This window comes from Catelliglobosispora koreensis DSM 44566 (assembly GCF_000379685.1).
Taxonomy (GTDB): Bacteria; Actinomycetota; Actinomycetes; order Mycobacteriales; family Micromonosporaceae; genus Catelliglobosispora; species Catelliglobosispora koreensis.
Window position 1 is genome coordinate 1,350,927 of record NZ_KB903249.1, and the last position, 18,826, is coordinate 1,369,752.

The window sequence follows — 18,826 nt, forward strand, 5'->3', positions numbered from 1 at the left end:
CCCGAGCCTTCCACGGCGAACGCGAGAATGTGTCAATTTGGCACAATCAACAATTGTGGGATGATTGCCCCGAAATACAGCGCCGCACCAGGCTTTCCATAATGGATGCCATCCCAGCGGACCTTCACGTCGCGCGAGAGCGCGTCATCGGTGCAGAACTCCGCGGGCGGATCAATAGTCGTCGCCCCGATGCTTACGGCCGCTTGCTTGAGCAGGGTGTTCACGTGCCGGGTGCGGGTGTCATCGCCGCGGTCGGGCCAGTATCCAGCGCCTCCAGTGTTGCGAAACGGGCGGTAGCAAGGCAATAGCGCGATCGCCACCGCGGCACCGCTCGCTTTCAGGACCCGCAAGCCCGGTTCGAGAGTGCTCAGCAATAGCGCGTCCCACTCCGGGGTTCCAAAAACCATTTTGCTGGTACTCGTCTGAAGGTCGAAAACCTCCCACGCGCCGATGATGACCAGAGCAATGTCTGGTTTGGACTTCAGCACGTCGCGTTCCCATTGCCCAAGCCAGTTCGGGCACGCCCCGATGAGGTCATGCGTCTCGCCGATGCGGCTGCGCACCTTGCCCCGCAAGATGCCGCACGCCTGTGCCGAAGCGTCCGTCAAGGTGAGGTAGGTAGCGATGTCAGCAGGCTTATTGGCGAACAGGGCACGTCCTTGCGAGTCGCCAAACAGCGTGACCTTGACGGGTATGGCGCGTTTGACGGGCGCTGACGGCACGGCCTTGACCGGGACGATGAGGTCAGGCGAGTCGTCGATCGGCGGCGCTCCCGCGGCAAGGGGAGTCACGTGTTCGGTCCTCGTGAGCTGATAACCCACCCCGGCGAAGGCAACGAGCACGACCGCCGTGACCGTGACGGCGGGAGCGATCCGGCGCTTGCGGTAGACGGGAAGGATCATCGTCGCACCGTCTGGAGTGGACTTGACGACCCTCGGGCGCAACGGCCGCTCCACGAGCCAGTACGAGATCTCAGCCAGGGCAAGGGTTAGCCCGAGCCGCAGCCCGGTGTTGGCCCACCCGCTCCATGGCACGTCAAGGCCGGGTTGCGTTAGCGCACACACCGGCCAGTGCCACAGATAGAACGCGTACGACCGCTGACCGAGCCACCGCAAGGGTTGCAGCCCAAGCAGATCGCCGAGCAGGGTCGCCGGGTGCCCGGCCGCCACGACGAGAGCCGCCGCTGCCAGCGCTGTGACCAGGAAACCGCCGTGATACAGCAACGGATCGCGGTCGCCGATGAACCACGCGATGGCCGCCAGCCCGGCTAGGCCAGCGAAGCCGATGGCGTCCCACGGCCCGCTGCGGTGACTCTTCTTCTGTTGCCACGGGCGCAGGAGCAACGCGGCAGCGGCACCGATGAGCGGCGCGGCAGCGCGCGTGTCGGTGCCGTAGTAAACCCGCGACGGGTCAGCCCACGGGTCGTAGAGCAACGCCGCCGCCATCGTGGACGTGAGAATGAGCAGAAGGAGCACCGTGAGCATGGTCCGCCGGCGTGCCCGGTTGCGCGCGAACAGCAGCAACAGCAACGGCCACACCAGATAGAACTGCTCCTCGACCGCCAGCGACCACAGATGGGTCAGCAGTGGTGGCCGGTCACCGGTCCCGAAATAGGAGTGCTCCTGGAAGATGAGCCACCAATTCGTCACGTAGCCAAGGGAGGCGATGATGTCGCCTTTGATCCGGGCGGCCTGCTGCGTCAGCCAGAACGAGCCGATCAGCCCGGCCATGAGCAGCAACGCGAAGACAGCTGGCAGCAGCCGCCTGGCCCGCCGCACGTAGAAACCCTTGAGCGACAAGCGGCCTGTCGTGCGGAACTCCACCATGAGCAGGCTGGTGATCAGATATCCGGACAGCACGAAGAACACATCAACGCCGATGAACCCGCCGGACAGGTAATGCTCCCCGCCGCTGGTCACGGCCAGGTGATAGACAAACACCGACAAGACGGCCAGTGCCCGGACACCATCGAGTCCCGGTGCGTACCGTAAGCCGCCGGGACCCATGGATCAGCACGGTACGGCCAAAGGCGGCTCGGTAGGGTCAGCTGTGTGGCTGTACATCAAACGAAGATCACGACGTTCTATCCGCGCCGTGGGCGGGTCAGCGGACGGCACGAAGACGCTCTGGAGCGTTTGCTGCCCCGTCTGGGCTTCCGCATCCCCGGCCCTGCCCTGGATCTGACAGCTCTGTTCGGCCGGCAAGCCCCGGTCGTGCTGGAGATCGGGTCCGGCATGGGTGACGCGACCGTCGCGATGGCAGCCGCCGACCCGGGCCGCGATTACCTTGCGGTGGAAGTCTTTCCGCCCGGCTTGGGCAACCTGCTCGCGACCGTGGAGGAGGCCGGGCTCGGCAACGTTAGGGTCGCGGCCGGGGACGCCCTGGAACTCGTGCGCCACATGCTCCCGGCCGACTCCCTCGACGCGGTGCACATCTACTTCCCGGATCCGTGGCCCAAGGCGCGTCATCACAAGCGCAGGCTGATCCAGCGTGTGAACGTGACCTTGCTCGTGTCGCGGCTGCGCCCCGGCGGTGTGCTGCACTTGGCCACCGACTGGGCACATTACGCCGAGCAGATGCTCGAAGTGCTCAACGCTGACCCCACGCTCAGCGGCGGTGTCATCGAGCGCCCACTGTCGCGCCCCGTCACCAAATTCGAGGCCAGAGCGCTGGCAGCGGGCAGTTCCGTGACGGATCTGGTCTATACGCGCCTATCGTGAAGGGGTGCAGCGGTTCGCTGACCGGGTGGCAGCAGGGCGCGCGCTAGCGGCCCGCCTGCGACACCTGCGTGGCCAGCCGCTCGTCGTGCTCGGGCTGCCGCGTGGGGGAGTCCCGGTCGCTTTCGAAGTGGCGCAAGCACTTCAGGCACCACTGGACGTCATCGTGGTACGCAAACTCGGCCTTCCTCAGCAACCTGAGGTGGCCATGGGCGCGATCGGGGAAGACGGCGCCCGGGTGCTCAATCCCGCCGTGACCGCCTACGCCCGGCAGGGCGACCTCGAACGGGTGGAAGCGGCGGAGCGAGCCGAACTGGAGCACCGGGTCGCCCTATGGCGCCAGGGCCGGCCCGCCTGCCTCCTCGCCGGGCACACAGCGGTGATCGTGGACGACGGGGTAGCCACGGGTGCCACCGCGGGCGCCGCCTGCGCCGTCGCCCGGCTCCGCGGGGCGACCCGCATCGTCCTGGCCGCACCCGTGATCCCGGCCGATACCGTGGCCAGCCTGCACAACATGGCCGACGAAGTGGTCACGGTCCTTGCCCCGGCTGACTTTCAGGCCGTCGGGCAGTGGTATGCCGACTTCACCGCGACCTCTGACACCGAGGTAACTCGGTTACTCGCCGAAGCAACGCCCTGCTAGGCTCGATGCCATGTTGATCTGAGAGTGATTCGCTCCGGCCCCATTTTTCCCGCTTTTTCATCCAGCTTGGAGAGATCTCATGAGTGAAGCCACTCCGCAACAGTCCAATCCGGACGAGTCAGCCGAGCAAGCCGAAGACGTCCCGATGAACCGCGCCGAACGCCGCGCCAAAGGCAAGAAGACCGGCCAGCCCGTGCAGCAGCCGGGCCGCCAGCACTTCACGCCCAAGAACACCCAGGGCGGCGGCCAGCGAATCTGGTCGAATAGAAAAGCTGGCTAACCGCGGATCCTTCGCCCCGTGGCGGTGTTGCTCGCCGGCGTGTTTGCAAGAACGGCAAACGGCGCCGTCGTGCGCCTTGCCACGAGCCAAATGGCCCACGCGGTTGGCTTATCGGCGGCGGTCTGTGCAGACGGGCTGGGACATGACCATGTGATCGGCCTGATAGGCGACGGTCACGGTGACGCAATAGTTCCCTGCCGGGTCTAGGCCCGGCAGGGTCATGCTTTCCGTGCCCGCTGGCAAAGACTGCAAGGGCCGCATGGGTTCTCCGGCCTTCGCGGCCGACACCACGATGGGGCCCTTGGCATTAGCCGGATAAACCCACGTGATGAGCAGCTTGTCGCCTTGATCGGTTAGGTGCAGGTTTGCCACCGGACCCGAGGGCTGTGCGTTCACGGTCGCCTCGGTGGGCGCGGCTGACGCCGAGCCGGACAATGTCGCCTGAGCTTGCGGGTTTTGCTGCCCGCCCGAGGTGAGGATGCCGGCGGTCACTAGCGCGGCCGCGATGAGGGCTGTCACCCCGACCGCGAGCGGAGCCAGCCAAGGCTTGCGGCGCTTGACCTTTGGCGGTTTCACCGGCCGGGGCGGAGGCGGTGGCATCAGCGTTTGACTTGGTATCACCAGCACCGGCGGCGGTGGGGCGGCCGGGGGCGGGACGTAAACGGGAGTCTTGGGCGGTGCGGGCGGTTCGAGCAAGTCGTCGTCGGGCCACTCATCGGCTGGCATCTGCGGTGTGCCGGGACGCCGGGGCGCGATGAAGTCCTGTGGATCGGGAACGACCATCACCGGGAACACTCCGGCCGGGGCACCCGGGTTCAGCGTCGCGACTCCACATTGGTGGTTGTGGTCAGCCATCGCCCGTGACGCGTTGCTCAGCGCGGTATGGGTTTCGTCGTCAGGTGGCAGCTCGGCCGCGTAGGCACGGGCTTTGGCCAGTGTTAGGTGGGCCTGCTCGGGATTGCGGCAGTCCCGCCACATCGCCGCGAGCCGGATCATCATCCGGATGCCGACCGGATGTGTTGCGCCGTAACGGACTTGGTGTGCCGTGATCACTTCACTGAGCGCGTGACGGGCGGTGTCGCACAGGCCGCGCGCGTGTTCCACGATCGCCGCGTCGGCCCGCGCCGCGAGGGCACGATCGCCGTCGGGACCTTCCTCGGCCGCCAGAGCCGTGATCAGTTGCTGATAGTGGCGAGTGGACTGTTCGAGCAACCCGGCCCGGTGTTCGGTGACCGCGAGCACGCCAATCGCATGCAGCGTGCGGCGATCACGCTCGCCGTGCAGGCGGCGCATCGCCGCATAGGCGAACTCGCCCCAGGTGCGGGCGATCACCGGGTCGGACAAGCGCAACAGCACACCCGCGTAAAGCACCGCCGCCTCAGCGTCTTCGGCGTCAGCTCCCGCCGGATCGGCGGGCACGCTCGGCAGCAGGCCGCTCAGCAACTGCTGAGCGCCTGGGAAATCGAGCTGCGACACGAGGTGGCGCGCCCGCGGCAGAGATCCTTCGGGCGTGGGCATCAGCTCAGGCCACCACCAGCTCGTGCAAGCACCCGCTCATAGTGCCCGCCTGACCACGATCGCGCTAGGTTCGGATGCCATGAGGTTTGTCGTATACGGAGCAGGTGCCGTCGGGGGTAGTGTCGCGGCTCTGCTTCACCGGGCGGGTCAGGACGTGGTGATCATCGCCCGGGGTCAGCACTATCAAGCCATCAAAGACAAAGGGCTGCTTTTCGAGTACCAGCAAGGAAGTGAACTTTTGCCCGTGCAGGCCGTGAGCCGGCCCTCGGAGCTGGAGTGGCGCGACGATGATGTGGTTCTTCTCGGGATGAAGTCGCAGGACACCGAGGCGGCGCTTCGGGGTCTTGACCCGCGTCTGCCGGTCGTGTGCCTGCAAAATGGTGTCGCCAATGAGCGGACGGCGTTGCGCCTTAACGCCTACGTGTACGCGATTTGCGTCATGTTCCCCTCGACGCACCTGGAGCCGGGTGTGGTGCAGGTCAAGTCGTGGCCAGTGCCCGGCATCCTGGATATCGGCCGCTATCCGTCTGGAGTGGACGATCGGGCCGGCGAAATCGCGGCGGCGCTGCGCACCGCTGGCTGCCTGAGCGAACCGCGCGAAGACATCATGCGCTGGAAGTACCGCAAGCTGCTGATGAACCTCGGCAACGCCGTGCACGCTGTTTGCCAGCCTGCCGATGCGCCCGAGATCGCCCGTCTCGTGCGGGCCGAAGGCGAACGGGTGCTGGAAGCGGCGGGAATCAGCGTCGTCTCGGAAGAACAAGACAGTGAGCGCCGGGGTGACGTGCTTCAGGTGGGTGTTAGAAGCAGCGGTGGCTCGACGTGGCAGAGCCTGCAGCGGGGGACAGGCATCGTCGAAGCTGACTACCTCAACGGTGAGATCGTCTTACTTGGACGGTTAAACGGGATAGATGCCCGTTACAACGATCATGCCCGTCAGATGGCGAACTGGTTCGCCGCAACAGGTTCTCCACCTGGAACTATGCCAGGTTCGCAATGGTTGTCCAAGATGGACTTGTGACCGGGGTCACGGTTCCGTTACCGTTCGGTAACCTGCACTAACTTCGAACCCCCATCGGAGGACCCCCATGCGGTTCGCGCGTACGTCCCTCGCGCTCGCCGCGGGCTTGGCGATCTCGCTGCTGCCGGCGACCCCGGCAGCGGCCGATCCTGGCCCGCCCCCCAGTTCTATGGCAAGCATGGGTGACTCGATCACCCGTGGCTTCAACGCCAGCGGCTGGTATTCAGACGCACCCAGCCGGTCGTTTAGCACCGGCACGGACTCGGTTGTCGCCAGTCACTACAGCCGGATCCTGGCCAAGAATCCCGCGATCAGCGGCAAGAACTACAACGACGGCCGGTCCGGGGCCAAGGCCTCAGACATGGCTGGCCAGGCCAACACGGCGGTCGGCCAGGGCGTGCAATACGTGACCATCCTCATTGGCGCCAACGATGCCTGCACCAGCAGCGAAGGCTCGATGACCTCGGTCGCGACGTTCCGTTCACAGATCGATGCCGCTCTTTCGACGTTGAAGAACGGCCTTCCCAACGCCAAGGTCGCCGTGATCTCCATCCCGGACATCAAGCGCCTGTGGTTCGTCGGCAAGGGCAGCTCCTCGGCACGCAGCGCGTGGAGCCTGTTCGGCATCTGCCAGTCCATGCTGGCCAACCCCACGTCCACCGCCCAGGCTGACGAAGACCGCCGCAACCGGGTCCGTCAGCGCGTGGTCGACTTCAACGCGCAGCTCGCCCAGGCTTGCGCCGCCTATGGCTCCAACTGCGACTTCGACGACAACGCGGTGTTCAACTATCCGTTCGCGCTGTCGCAGGTCTCCAGCTGGGACTACTTCCACCCGAACCGCACCGGCCAGGGCGTGCTCGCGAGCGTGAGTTACGCCGCGGGCTTCAACTGGTAGTTCTAGGACAAAGCCGACTTGCCGTAAACTTCTGCGGCAAGTCGGTTATTTCGGCAGAGTGGTCTCGTGGAGGTCACTTCCGTCAGCCGTAACGCTGTCTTCGGCACCGTCGCGATCGGTATGTTCCTTGCCGCACTCGACCAGACCATCGTCGGGACGGCCCTGCCCACGATCGTCGGTGACCTCGGCGGAGCGTCGCATATCTCCTGGGTCGTCACCGCCTACCTCCTAGCCGAAACCATCGCGGCCGCGCTCGTCGGCAAGCTCGGTGACCTTTTCGGCCGCAAGATCGTCTTCCAGGTATCCATCGCCATCTTCCTGATCGCGTCGATCTTCTGCGGCATGGCCGACTCGATGCTGTGGCTCGTCATCGCCCGCGGTGTGCAGGGCATCGGCGCCGGCGGCATGATGGTCACGGCGATGGCACTGATCGCCGACTACATTCCGCTGCGGGAACGCGGCAAATATCAGGGAGCCCTCGGTGCCGTGTTCGGTGTCGTCACCGTGCTTGGGCCACTGCTCGGCGGACTGTTCACCGACCACCTGTCGTGGCGCTGGGCGTTCTACGTCAACATTCCCATCGGCATCGCGCTGATCATCTACTGCCAGTACAAGATGCCGCGCATCAAGCCGACGTCGCATCCGATCATCGATTACCTTGGTATCGCGGTGATCGCGGCCGCGTCGACCTGCCTGATCCTGATGACCAGCTGGGGCGGTGTCGAGTACGCGTGGAGCTCGCCAACGATTATCGGACTTGGTGTCGCCGGGCTCCTTCTGCTGGGACTGTTCGTCTTCGTGGAGTCGCGAGCCCCAGAACCCATGCTGCCCATGCGATTGTTCCGCAATCAGGTCTTCACGCTCTGCGGGATCCTGTCGTTCATCGTCGGCTTCGCCATGTTCGGCGCGATGACATTCCTGCCGACGTTCCAGCAATACGTGGAAGGCGTGTCAGCGACCGAATCCGGGCTGCGGATGATGCCGATGGTGTTCGGCTTGCTCATTACCTCTATGGCCAGCGGCACGATCGTGGGACGGACCGGGCGCTACAAGATCTTCCCGATTCTGGGCGGCGGCGTGACCGCGCTAGGCATGTTCCTGCTGTCGCGAATGGACGCCTCGACCTCACTGCTCGTGTCCTCGCTTTACCTGTTCATTCTCGGGCTCGGCATGGGCCTGAGCATGCAGGTGCTCACCATCGTGGTGCAAAACACGGTGGCGTATAAGGATTTGGGTGTCGCCACCTCGGGGGTGACCTTCCTGCGTACCCTCGGAAGCTCTTTTGGGGTCGCTTTGTTTGGAACGGTCTACTCCAACAGCTTGCGCGATCAGCTCGCTAACGCTCCCGCGTTGCCAGCCGGAGTCGACCCGAACGTGCTGCAGAGCCCGAAAGGCGTGCACTCGCTACCGGAACCGTTGCGCGACATCGTGGTCGGTGGTTATGCCGACGCGCTGCAAAACGTCTTCCTCTTCGCTGTCCCGATCGGCATCCTCGCCATGCTGATCGCCTTCTTCCTCAAGGAAGTTCCGTTGCGGGACACCGCCAAGGCGGCGGCTTCCGATATGGGCGAAGGCTTCTCGATGCCCGAGAACGACAACCGGGCCGATCTGCTCGAGGCCGCGATATCGCGGGTCTGGCGCCGCAAGGGCGTCGAGGCCGCGCCGGGTGTTTTAAAAGCCGCGGGGGTACCCATGGATTCGGCCAATGCGTGGTGCCTATCCCGGGTCGCCTTGTTCGGGGAATACCGTGGCGACGCGCAACTGTCGGCGATTGCCGCGCGCTATCACCTGCCGCCTGGCGTCCTGCGGCCAGCCTTCGAGCGGTGCATCCGGGACGGCTACCTCTTCGAGACTGAGGGCGAGCTGCGGATGACGCCACGTGGCCTCGCCGAATACGACCGGATCTCGGCCGCCTGGCGGGACTGGCTCGCCTCGGAACTGTCCGACTGGAAAGACGTCGGAGACGAAGAGTTCTCACAGGCGCTTGATTCCGCCGCGCGGCAATTTGTGATTGAGGAATCAACCGCTAAGTCAAATTAACAACTGTGTGCCAGTCTTGCTGACGTGGGCTTGACCGGTTTGTTCGCCGGGGCCGCCGTTCTCGTGGCGGCCCTCGGCTTTGGGCTGTTCCACCGCTCTAGAGCGGGCAAGCTCGTCGCGGCCCGTGTTGTTTTTGACTTCGCCTCACTCGGCGTCAGGCCCGGGCGCGTGACGTTGCTGCAGTTCTCATCCGCCTTCTGTGCCCCGTGCCGGGCTGTGCGCGTGCGTTGCGCTTCGCTTGCTTCCTCGTCGGACGTTGATCATGTTGAGGTCGACGCGGAGAGTCACCTCGACGCCGTGCGCTCCCTGAACGTGTGGAAGACCCCGACCTTGTTCATCATCGATGCGTCAGGCAACGTCGCCGGGCGGATCCAGGGCGTCCCGACCCTGGAACAGCTTCGCTCCGCGATTGGAGTCGTCCATGCTTGATCCCCGTGGGCCACGCTTCGCCGCCGCCCTGACGACAGTCGTTGTGCTGCTTGCCCTGACGTTCAGTTCAGGCTGGCTCATGCTGGCTCAGGCCGTCGTGTTTGGACTGACAGCCTTCTCTGTGCGGCTCGGCCCGTATGGGCTTTTGTACCGCTGGCTGGTCGCGCCACGGCTCTCGCCACCCGCCGACCTGGAACCAGCCGCCCCGGTGCGGTTCGCCCAGACTGTCGGTCTCGTGTTCGCCACCGTCTCCGCGATCGGCTATTTCACAGGGCTGCCCGTGCTCGGCATCGTCGCGGCGTCCTTCGCCCTGGCGGCCGCGTTCCTCAATGCCGCCTTCGGCCTGTGCCTCGGCTGCGAGGTCTACCTCGCCTACCGCCGTCTCGTCGGCCGTCCCTTGACCGCCCGCGTCCCCGCCTCGCGTTAGCTGTCACCTGCCACCGCTTGCCGTTTCGCGCCGTAATGCCGGCTGCTTCGTGGCTTCGGCCGCAGGTTGTCTAACGCGGGAAACGCGCTTGCTTCGTGGCTTCGCCCGGTGGGGCTGCGGCGGCTGGTGAAAGGAAAGCCTCCATGCCGCGGGGGTCGCGGCATGGAGGCTGGTGTCGCAAATGGTTATGAGCGACCGGGTTCGTGCCTGCGCAGGGCCAGGCGGGTCAGAGCGATGAAGACCACGGCCTGGACGCACAGGAAGACCATGCTCTTTATCCAGAGACCCTTGTCGTGCACGAACAGTGGGTCCTGGAATCCCTTGGGCAGCATGGCCGCCAGTTGCGTGGTCTCAGCACCGGCGGCAAAGCCCCAGCGGGTCGGGAAGATCCAGGAGATGTACTCCATGACCGGGCTGCCAGCAAGCAGGAACAGACCGCCGGAGAAGACCAGCATCGCCATGACAAGCACGACCATGATGGGTGTCGTCTGCTCCGTGGTGCGGGCCAGTGCGCTGAACAGGAGCCCAAGCAGGGTCGACACCAGCGCGAGAGCCACCATGGCCACGATGATTTCGACGGTCTGGCTCGGGAAGACCAGCGACTTGCTCGGCGGACCCTCGAACAGGGCCAAGTAAACGAACAGTGCCGTCTGCGCCGTGTTGATGAGGAAGAAGACGGTGATCTTCGAACTCAGGTAGGCGGCTGCGGACAAGCCCACCGCACGTTCACGGGCGTAGATCGCCGCCTCGTTGACGATTTCGCGGATGGCTGCCGCGGTTCCGAGGAACGCCGCGCCCGTGACCAGCACGACGAGCAGCTGCTGGGCCTGAATGCCCTGGGTGAACGTGCCGAACTTCAGGCCGTTGTCGCCCGGAGCGGTGTAGGACAGCAGCGCCAGTACTAACGGCATAGCGATCAAGAAGGCGCTAAAGCCGCGGTCGGAGAAGATGACCCGCAACATCCGGTTGCACAGCGTGATGTATTGGCGCAGCGGGGCACTGGGGTTGCGGGCGAACAGGCGCCAGCCTTGCTTGTCCATGTTGGCCGTGCCCGGCTTGGCCTGCGGCGCGTTTGGCCTCGTGCGAGCCAGCGTCGGCCCGGGCTGAATCGGCTCGGGCTCCGGGGGCATGTCAGTCGGGATGACGTGCAACGTCGGCTCGTCGTCGAGCTGTCCGCTGCGCTGCGCCGGAACAGTGACGCTCGCCGGCACCTCTTGCGTGTGGTGCGGTTCCGCCGCCGCCGGGATCTGAATCTCGTCGACAACAGCCACCGGGGCCAGAGCCGGACGGGGAGCAGATCGCTCAGTGGGCGTCACGGCGCTCACGTAGCGGGCGTAGAGCGGCGAGTTGCGGAAGGCCCGCGTCCAGCGCTCTGGCTCATCAGTGATCTTCTGGAAGACATCGGCGTAGTCCTCGGCGTCAAAGAAGCCGAGCAGCTGTTCCACCGGGCCGAAGTAGCCCATCGTGCCACCGAGACACATGACGAGGACGCGGTCGCAAACATCCAGGTGCAGCACGCTATGCGTCACGATCACCACGGTCTTGCCCTTGTCGGCGAGCTCCCGCAGCTCCATCATGACTTCCTTGTCGAGCGCGGGGTCCAAACCGGACGTGGGCTCGTCGAGGCAGAACAACGACGGTTCGGTCAGCAGCTCCATGGCCACCGAGGCACGCTTGCGCTGACCGCCCGACAGGGTGTCGATGCGCTGCTTGGCGCGCTCGGTCAGGCGCATCGTCTGCATGACCTCATCGACCTTGGCCCAGCGGACCTTACGCGGGACGTCGTCGGCGAAGCGCAGCGCGGCGGCGAAGCGCAGCGCCGTGCGGACCTTGAGCTGCTTGTGCAGCACGTCGTCCTGCGGGACCATGCCGAGCCGGTAGCGCAGCTGAGCGTAGTCGGCGTAGAGGTCGCGTCCGCCGTACCAAATGCGGCCCTGGGTCGCTGGCCTCAGGCCGGTCAGCGCTTTGACCAAAGTGGACTTGCCACAGCCACTGGGGCCGATGACGGCGAGCAGGCTGCCCTCGGCGAGGGCGAAGCTCACGTCATCGAGAAGCACTTTGTTCCCGATGCGGACCGTCAGGTCGTCGGCGAGAAGGGATGCCGGGCCGGTATCTACGTGGTCATGGAGGCGGTGGCCGTCAAAAAGTAACTCGTGACGGCCGATGGAGACGACGTCCCCAGCGTGGATCACGGTTGGCTTCTGAACCATCCGTCCATTGAGGTAGGTGCCGTTTCGGCTGCCCAAGTCGACGACCTGGTAAGTGTCGCCGACACGGCGGACCTCGGAATGATGCCGGGAAACCTGCAGGTCAGCCAGGACTACGTCGTTGTCGGCATCTCGCCCGATGCGGATGCGTGCCGCGTGCTGCACGGCGGCGTTAGGGGTCTGTCCAGCTGCGACCGCAGGGGCGGTAGCTGAGGGGTTCTCGCTTGACACTCGGACATCTTGGCGGTAGTCCCGCACTTAGATCAAGCTCACGCTCAAAGGTGACATAGTTCCGTGGCGGGAATAGCGATCACGTGGCACTCTTGTCGAGGCTGGTGCGTGGACAGTGTCCCCGGGCCTCAACTACAAAAGCCATTAGGGAATACCAGGTCAAGCTCGGAGCCCTAGTGCGCCACTCGCCGCGAGGCGACCGCACGTACCGGCCCTCAAATCCTAATAATCACCTTTGTGACCAACGAGGGTGTGCTGCTGTTCCTGCTCGTGCTGGGACTTATCTCGGTTCCGCTTGGCGAACGGCTGCGATTGCCGAGTCCTGTCATCGCCGCCGGTTTCGGTGTCGTGCTCGGGTTGCTGCCCATGGGACGCGACTTCGGCTTCGAACCTTCGTTCATCCTTCCGCTCGTTCTTCCCCCGCTGCTGTGGACGGCCGCCCAGAACAGCTCCTGGCGCCGCTTCGTGCAGGGCTGGCGGCCCATCCTCACCCTCGCGGTGGCGCTCGTGTTCGTCACGACAGCCGCCGTCGCCTTTGTCGCCACACGCATCCACCCCGCGCTTCCGCTGGGCGCGGCTGTCGTCTTAGGAGCGATCTGCGCGCCGCCTGATCCTGCCGCCATTTCAGCTGTGGCCAGTCGCCTCGGTTTGCCCAGGCGGATCATCACGCTGCTCGAAGGTGAAGGCCTGTTCAACGACGTGACCGCGCTGACGATCTATCAGGTCGCCGTCGCGGGCGTGCTCACGGGATCGCTGTCGTGGTGGAGCGCGGCGGGCAGTTTCGTTTACTCGGCTCTGGCCGGCATCGGTATTGGCATCGTGAACGCGGTCGTCTTCGGCTGGCTCGCCGACAAGCTTGGCGGAGCTGGACTGCGCGCCGGGCTGAGTCTGGTGACGCCTTATGCCGCTTACCTTGGCGCGGAGTCCGCGAAAGCCTCCGGTGTCATGGCCGTGCTCGTGGCCGCGTTCTGGATGAGTGCCCGCAAGGTGGACCCTGACGACGTGGAGGGCAGGCTCTATGGCCGTCCGTTCTGGGAAGTCGTCGAGGTGCTCGTGACCGGCTTTACGTTCGGGCTCGTTGGCATCGAGTTCGTCGATGTGCTGCGCCATGTCGGGCGCGACGCATGGGGCTACGTCTCGTTCGCTCTGCTCGTGTGCCTGACCCTCCTGATCGTGCGGTTCCTGTGGATGTCCGTCGTCGGTGGCTACGTCTGGCTCCGTCAGGGACACGCGCGTGATCAGGACTCGCCGGGCAACTGGCGCGAGCTGTTAGTGGTGTCCTGGGCCGGAATGCGGGCCGTTGTCACCGTGGCCACCGCGCTCGCCTTGCCGGAAAGTTTCCCGGGCCGCAACCAAATCATCTTCGTCGCGGTCGTCGTCGCCTTGGTGACCCTCACCTTGCCCGGGCTCACGTTGCCTTGGCTGGTGCGAAAGCTGGGCCTGAACACGGGATTCGAGCGCCGCAGGATCGCCGAGCGAGAGCTGACCGAAGTCGCCGTGGACGCTGCCGCCCAGCGGCTGGCCGAGATGCAGCGCACGGGCGAAATCACGGCAGAGCAAGAAGACTGGCTGTCGATCTGGTTCCGCAACGTGGTGAGCGAGCCAGACGAGGAGCAGGGCGACACGCGCTTTCCGCAACGCCAGCGCTTCCTCGCGGTCCGCCACGAGATGCTCGCCGCGGCCCGTGCGGCCGTCCTAAGTAGACGGCCGCACGAGCCTGAGGCGGTCGATGACCTCCTGCGTCAGCTAGACCTCAAAACCGCGGCCAGCTAAGGAGACGAGCAGGCCAGCGTCGGTGCCGAATTCGTTCCCGACCAGTTCGCCAGGAAGCCCAATGTTCTGGTGCCACTTGGCGAAATCGTGCCGTTATAGCCCGCGTTGCGGAACGTCACGGTATTGCCGCTCTGGCTATACGTGCTGTCCCACGATTGCGTCACGGTCTGTCCATTCGCGAACGTCGCCGTGACGGTCCAGCCATTGAGGCTGGCACTCGTGCTGTTGTTGCGGACAGTGATGCCGCCCTGGAAGCCGTTGTTCCACTCACCCGTCTTGGCGTACGTCGCGGTGCACGCCCCGCCGGGAGGCGGCGAGGAAGGCGGTGGCGACGAAGGCGGCGGCGAGGACGGTGGCGGCGACGAGGGCGGCGGCTGAGTCTGGTTCGGCCCGACCCCGGTGACCTCGCCATTTCCGCCGTCGAAGATGACGTCGGAGCAGCTGAAGAAGTTCTCATTGCTGTCCGAGCGCACCCAGCGGATGTAGATGATGGCCCGGCCGCTGCGCCCGGTGGGCAGCTGCGCGTTCCAGTAGTAGTAGTTCAGCGCGCCCGGCCCGCCGTTGGCTGGGGGGTTGGTGACGCTCGCGAACTCCTGCAAGTCGCTCCACGCCAAGGGGGACGTGGGGCTCCAGCCCTGGCGGGTGATAGCCAGGTAGAACGTTCCGGGGTGGTGTGCCCAGTTGCTATGCCGGAACTGAATGTTCGCACCCGTGGTCAGGTGCGTTAGCGGCCAGTCGGTGCGGGCCGCGTTGTAGGCGCTGAAGTTATACGGCCCACCCGTTCCAGCACTGCACAACTGTCCATCCGGGATGAACCCGACCGTGCGGCCAGCGGCGTCCGAGCGGAGCACCGCGAACCAGTTGTAAAGCGGGGTCGTGCCATTCTGGGCGATCGCCGCGGCACACGCCGGGTTGTACGCCTCAATCGCTCCGTTGGGACGGAGCCCATCTTGATAACACAGCCAAGTGCGGCTGCCGGGGAACATCGTCGCCCCGTGGGCTTGGGCCGGGCCGGTCTGAATCATTACCGCTGCGACGCTCGCGGTGACGATAGCGGCGGCCAGGCTGGCTAAGAGCTGGCGTCTGCGTTTCACCCTGTTTCCCTTTCGGTGTCTGGGATTTAGGCATCAGGGATTGCTAGACGCGCGTGCCATGCGGGCTCTGGAGAAGTCTCTCATGAGAACGCTCCCATGACAATTCCGCTTAGGACACCGTCTCGTGATACCGCTTGAGTAGATCGACGGTTTTGCCCTTGTCCCTGAAGCCCGCGAACGCTTGTGGCTCAAGGGTGTCGGGGAACAGCGCGCGCACGCGGTCGGGGTAGCCGTCGCCCGACGGCGGGATCTGGACATAGGGCGGATCGGTCAGCTTGATGACGACGGGACCCGAACTGCGGCTCGCGTAGTCCCACGGTGTTCCTCTTTGGACGAGCGCGCACAGGTACCGGGCGTAGATGACCTTCACGTCCTCCACTCGTTGCGCTTCGGCGGGCTCCATGCCAAAGGTTTCGGCCGTGCAAATGACTTTGCCCACGTTGCCGCCACCGTGGCTGTGGCCCTGCAGGTCATAGAGCTCAAGCCGGGCGGGCTGTAACTCCTCGAGGGTCACGCGCGCCTTAGCGGCGAGTTGCTCGGCCAGGCCGTCGCCGCGCAGGTAGACGAGCCCGGCGGCGACGGCCACCACCGCCAGGAACTCGGGAAGCAGCCACCAGCGGTGGCGCCGCAGGAAAGATTTGATGGAAGACATGGGGGATCTCTTCTCGACGGTCACCAGTGGATCCGTCGCGGCCCAGGACTCCCACCGGTTATTGCATCACGTGTCTAAGGCTTGGGCAACGATTGTGAGTAGCCAGAACAGATGCGAGCATGACCGGTGTGTTGCGCGACGACGGTCTGTCACCAGGGGTTCTGCTCGCGGGGCGGTACCGGCTCATTGACCGGATCGGGCTGGGCGGCATGGCGGTCATCTGGCGTGCGCACGATGAGACGCTCGACCGTCTCGTCGCGGTCAAAGTGCTGGACCTTTCCCTGTCCAGCGATGTGCGCCTGCGTGATCTGGTCCGCCGGGAAGCGTGGGCGGGCGCCCGGCTGAACCATCCCGATGTGGCGAGCGTGCACGACTTCGTCCATCTGGGAGCCTTCGGCATGCTGGTGATGCAGCTCGTGGAAGGCGAGCCGCTCGCTGACCTCATCGCGGCCGGCCCGCTGGAGTGGACCGCCGCCGTGCGCATCGGTGCCCGCGTCGCCGCCGTGCTCGACCACGCGCACCATCGCGGCGTCGTGCATCGCGACATCACGCCGGACAATGTGGTGATCCACGGCGAACAGGTGACTGTCCTGGATTTCGGCATCGCCGCGAAGATTGGCGAGCCCGATGACGACAGCACCGGAGCCAGCTTCGGCACCCCGGCCTACGTCGCGCCGGAGCGCCTTGACGGCACCCCAGCCCACGCTGCCACCGACGTCTACGCCCTCGGCGTCATCCTCTACGAGATGCTGTCCGGGAGGGTGCCCTTCAAGGTCCGCGGCTGGGATGACGTCGCGGCAGAACATCCAAGACCAATCCCATTGCGTACTCCCGGAGCACCGGCCGCCTTGGAAATACTGATAAGGCGGATGCTTAGCCGGGATCCGCACGAGCGCCCCAGGGCGGCGGAGATCCGGTCGCGATTGGAGGGCATGCTCGCCCCGTCACGCCGGCGCAGTGTGGCCGCTGTCGTTTCAGTGGTCGCGGTGCTGACCGCCCTCATCGCCCTCTGGCGTCCCTGGAACGCACCGCAAACACCGGTGAATCTGCCGACTCAGCCCGCGCCATCGTCAGCCGTGCCGTCGGCCGCCACCACGCCAAGCCCTTCCGTGTCACAGACCGGCGCGCCCTACATCCCGATCCCGCCGTCACTGACACCGAGCGTGACCCCGCCGCCGATGACGGAACAGCAAGCGCGGTCAGCGTTCTACACGCTCGTAAACGATGGGGTGGCGGCCGGGACGATCCGCTCAGATGTGGGCCTCGACCTGGAACAGATGGTGCGCAACGCGACGCAGCTGTCGCATTTGGACAGTGTGCGGGAGAAAATCAACGACCGCGAACGAGAGCGGTCCGTCCCAGAGTCCCTGGCGTCCCAACTGCGGTCCGCCTTGGACAGTGTCGCGAGAGCGATGCAGGCGTAGGGGTTATTCCCGAGCGGCCACGGAGTCAGCTGTCACGGACCGCCCGGGGAGCTTTTAGCTAGATCGCGCCGGAGCGGATCACATCGCTGAACCAGCGGGCGCTTTGCTTAGGGATGCGCCGCTGCGTGGGATAGTCCACGTAAATCAGCCCCCATCGCTCTTCGTAACCCTCTTGCCACTCAAAGTTGTCCATGAGTGACCAGACGTGGTAACTCTTCAGGTTTACCCCGGCTTCTATCGCTTTATGCGCGGCGGCGAAGTGATCACGCAGGAACTCGACCCGGCCCGGGTCGCTGACCGTCCCGTCTGTGCCGAGGGAGTCGGGCGTAGGCAGCCCATTCTCGGTAATCGTGAGCGGGATATCGCCGTAGTCCTGCTTGACGCGGAGCAAGATGTCGAAGAGGCCCTGAGGGAAGATTTGCTGCCAGAAGGCTTCACTGATGGGGTGGCGCACCTCGGTGGTGCCCGTTCCTGTCACATAGATAGGGGTGTAGTACTGCACGGCGAGCAGATCAACGGGCTCGCCGATGGTCTTCAGGTCGCCGGGGCGAATATAGGTCTCCATAGGAGAGAAGCGGGCGATGTCGGCAAGGACGTCGGCCGGATACTCGGCTTTGAAGATCGGGTCAAGGTAGAGCCGGTTTTCGTAACCGTCGTAAAGGTAGGTCTGTGCCGCGGCTTCGGCGCTGCCGTCAGCGGGATAGCAAGGGTGCAGGTTCAGGGAAGCACCAATGCCAGCCTCGGCGGGCAGGTGGGGCCGCATCGCCTGCACGGCAAGGCCGTGCGCGAGCAACTGGTGGTGTGCCACCACGTAAGCGGCTGCCTGGTCTCGGTGGCCCGGCGCGTGTGAGCCGTGCAAATATCCATTTTGGACGACGGTCTTCGGCTCGTTGAGCGTGAGCCAAGTGGGCACGGTGTCACCCAGCGAACGGGCGACCAGTGCGGCGTAGTCGGCGAACTTCAGTGCGGTATCACGGTTTTCCCAGCCGCCCAGGTCGTGCAGGGCTTGAGGGGTGTCCCAGTGATAGAGCGTGACCATCGGCGAGATGCCCCGCTGATGGAGCCCATCAATGAGACGTTTGTAGAAGTCGAGTCCCTTGTGGTTGACCGGGCCGCTGCCGGTGGGGAGCACCCGGGACCACGAGATGGAGAAGCGGTATGACTTCATCCCCAGCTCTTTGATCAGGTCCAGGTCCGAAGCCCAGAGGTGGTAGTGGTTCGCGGCCTCGTCGCCGTGATGACCATTGCGCACTTTCCCTGGGGTTTTACTGAACGTGTCCCAGACCGACGGCCCTCGGCCGTCCACATTGGAGGCACCTTCAATCTGGTACGCCGATGTGGCGGCTCCCCAGATGAAGCTCTCCGGGAAGCGCAGTCCCAGTCCAGGTTGCATACGGTGCTCCTCGGGCGAATCTTGGTGGGAACGCTCCCACCCATAAGCATAGTTGACTTCGGGGGATGAGATTGCGGGGGAT

16 protein-coding genes are annotated in these 18,826 nt (G+C 65.1%); 10 read left to right on the forward strand and 6 right to left on the reverse strand.

The genetic code is table 11. The annotated features are described in order from the left end of the window. Positions 1 to 32 precede the first annotated feature (32 nt). A complete protein-coding gene (locus A3E1_RS44480; protein ID WP_020519900.1) occupies positions 33 to 2,006 on the reverse strand; it encodes an acyltransferase family protein in 1,974 nt (657 codons plus the stop codon). 45 nt (positions 2,007 to 2,051) lie between these two features. Between A3E1_RS44480 and trmB the strand changes: the two genes are divergently transcribed. The 3 genes from trmB to A3E1_RS0106300 all read left to right on the forward strand — a co-directional run bounded on the left by trmB (position 2,052) and on the right by A3E1_RS0106300 (position 3,640). Continuing rightward, positions 2,052 to 2,720, forward strand: a complete 669-nt coding sequence (gene trmB / locus A3E1_RS0106290; protein ID WP_020519901.1) for a tRNA (guanosine(46)-N7)-methyltransferase TrmB — start codon at positions 2,052 to 2,054, stop codon at positions 2,718 to 2,720. A gap of 4 nt (positions 2,721 to 2,724) precedes the next feature. Next, positions 2,725 to 3,360, forward strand: coding sequence for a phosphoribosyltransferase (locus A3E1_RS0106295; protein WP_020519902.1), 636 nt, complete (start codon positions 2,725 to 2,727; stop codon positions 3,358 to 3,360). A 79-nt stretch (positions 3,361 to 3,439) separates the two neighbouring features. Next, a complete protein-coding gene (locus A3E1_RS0106300) occupies positions 3,440 to 3,640 on the forward strand; it encodes a hypothetical protein (protein ID WP_020519903.1) in 201 nt (66 codons plus the stop codon). Positions 3,641 to 3,748: 108 nt separating this feature from the next. On the opposite strand, the gene A3E1_RS0106305 is transcribed toward A3E1_RS0106300, so the two are convergent. Next, positions 3,749 to 5,158, reverse strand: coding sequence for a fibronectin type III domain-containing protein (locus A3E1_RS0106305; protein ID WP_157631334.1), 1,410 nt, complete (start codon positions 5,156 to 5,158; stop codon positions 3,749 to 3,751). 79 nt (positions 5,159 to 5,237) lie between these two features. Between A3E1_RS0106305 and A3E1_RS0106310 the strand changes: the two genes are divergently transcribed. From A3E1_RS0106310 to A3E1_RS0106330, 5 genes are all read left to right on the forward strand, one after another. Beyond that, positions 5,238 to 6,179 carry a ketopantoate reductase family protein gene (locus tag A3E1_RS0106310; protein ID WP_040390597.1) on the forward strand — a complete coding sequence of 314 codons (942 nt, stop codon included), beginning with the start codon at positions 5,238 to 5,240 and terminating at the stop codon, positions 6,177 to 6,179. A gap of 67 nt (positions 6,180 to 6,246) precedes the next feature. Beyond that, positions 6,247 to 7,074 (forward strand): SGNH/GDSL hydrolase family protein, encoded by an 828-nt coding sequence (locus A3E1_RS0106315; protein WP_020519906.1) that lies wholly within the window; start codon positions 6,247 to 6,249, stop codon positions 7,072 to 7,074. A 66-nt stretch (positions 7,075 to 7,140) separates the two neighbouring features. Beyond that, entirely contained in the window at positions 7,141 to 9,114 is a 1,974-nt protein-coding gene (locus tag A3E1_RS0106320) for an MDR family MFS transporter (RefSeq protein ID WP_020519907.1), read from the forward strand. A 24-nt stretch (positions 9,115 to 9,138) separates the two neighbouring features. Continuing rightward, the gene (locus A3E1_RS0106325; RefSeq protein WP_020519908.1) at positions 9,139 to 9,543 is read left to right on the forward strand and encodes a TlpA family protein disulfide reductase; all 405 of its coding nucleotides are present in this window, start codon (positions 9,139 to 9,141) and stop codon (positions 9,541 to 9,543) included. Then, entirely contained in the window at positions 9,536 to 9,970 is a 435-nt protein-coding gene (locus A3E1_RS0106330; RefSeq protein ID WP_020519909.1) for a DUF4395 domain-containing protein, read from the forward strand. The genes A3E1_RS0106325 and A3E1_RS0106330 overlap by 8 nt, the downstream gene beginning before the upstream one ends. A 185-nt stretch (positions 9,971 to 10,155) precedes the next feature. On the opposite strand, the gene A3E1_RS39210 is transcribed toward A3E1_RS0106330, so the two are convergent. Continuing rightward, entirely contained in the window at positions 10,156 to 12,408 is a 2,253-nt protein-coding gene (locus A3E1_RS39210) for an ATP-binding cassette domain-containing protein (RefSeq protein WP_169454370.1), read from the reverse strand. Positions 12,409 to 12,645: 237 nt separating this feature from the next. On the opposite strand from A3E1_RS39210, the gene A3E1_RS0106340 reads away from it, so the two are divergent. Then, positions 12,646 to 14,181, forward strand: coding sequence for a cation:proton antiporter (locus A3E1_RS0106340; RefSeq protein ID WP_020519911.1), 1,536 nt, complete (start codon positions 12,646 to 12,648; stop codon positions 14,179 to 14,181). Here the strand turns inward: A3E1_RS0106340 and A3E1_RS0106345 are convergent. Both A3E1_RS0106345 and A3E1_RS0106350 read right to left on the reverse strand, forming a co-directional pair. Next, a complete protein-coding gene (locus tag A3E1_RS0106345) occupies positions 14,178 to 15,275 on the reverse strand; it encodes a lytic polysaccharide monooxygenase (RefSeq protein ID WP_020519912.1) in 1,098 nt (365 codons plus the stop codon). The genes A3E1_RS0106340 and A3E1_RS0106345 overlap by 4 nt on opposite strands. Before the next feature lie 109 nt (positions 15,276 to 15,384). Continuing rightward, positions 15,385 to 15,927, reverse strand: coding sequence for a C2 domain-containing protein (locus tag A3E1_RS0106350; RefSeq protein WP_020519913.1), 543 nt, complete (start codon positions 15,925 to 15,927; stop codon positions 15,385 to 15,387). Positions 15,928 to 16,046: 119 nt separating this feature from the next. On the opposite strand from A3E1_RS0106350, the gene A3E1_RS39215 reads away from it, so the two are divergent. After that, the gene (locus tag A3E1_RS39215; RefSeq protein WP_020519914.1) at positions 16,047 to 17,351 is read left to right on the forward strand and encodes a serine/threonine-protein kinase; all 1,305 of its coding nucleotides are present in this window, start codon (positions 16,047 to 16,049) and stop codon (positions 17,349 to 17,351) included. A gap of 58 nt (positions 17,352 to 17,409) precedes the next feature. On the opposite strand, the gene A3E1_RS0106360 is transcribed toward A3E1_RS39215, so the two are convergent. Then, positions 17,410 to 18,744: a GH1 family beta-glucosidase gene (locus A3E1_RS0106360; RefSeq protein ID WP_020519915.1), complete on the reverse strand. Its 1,335-nt coding sequence runs from the start codon at positions 18,742 to 18,744 to the stop codon at positions 17,410 to 17,412. Positions 18,745 to 18,826: the final 82 nt, after the last annotated feature.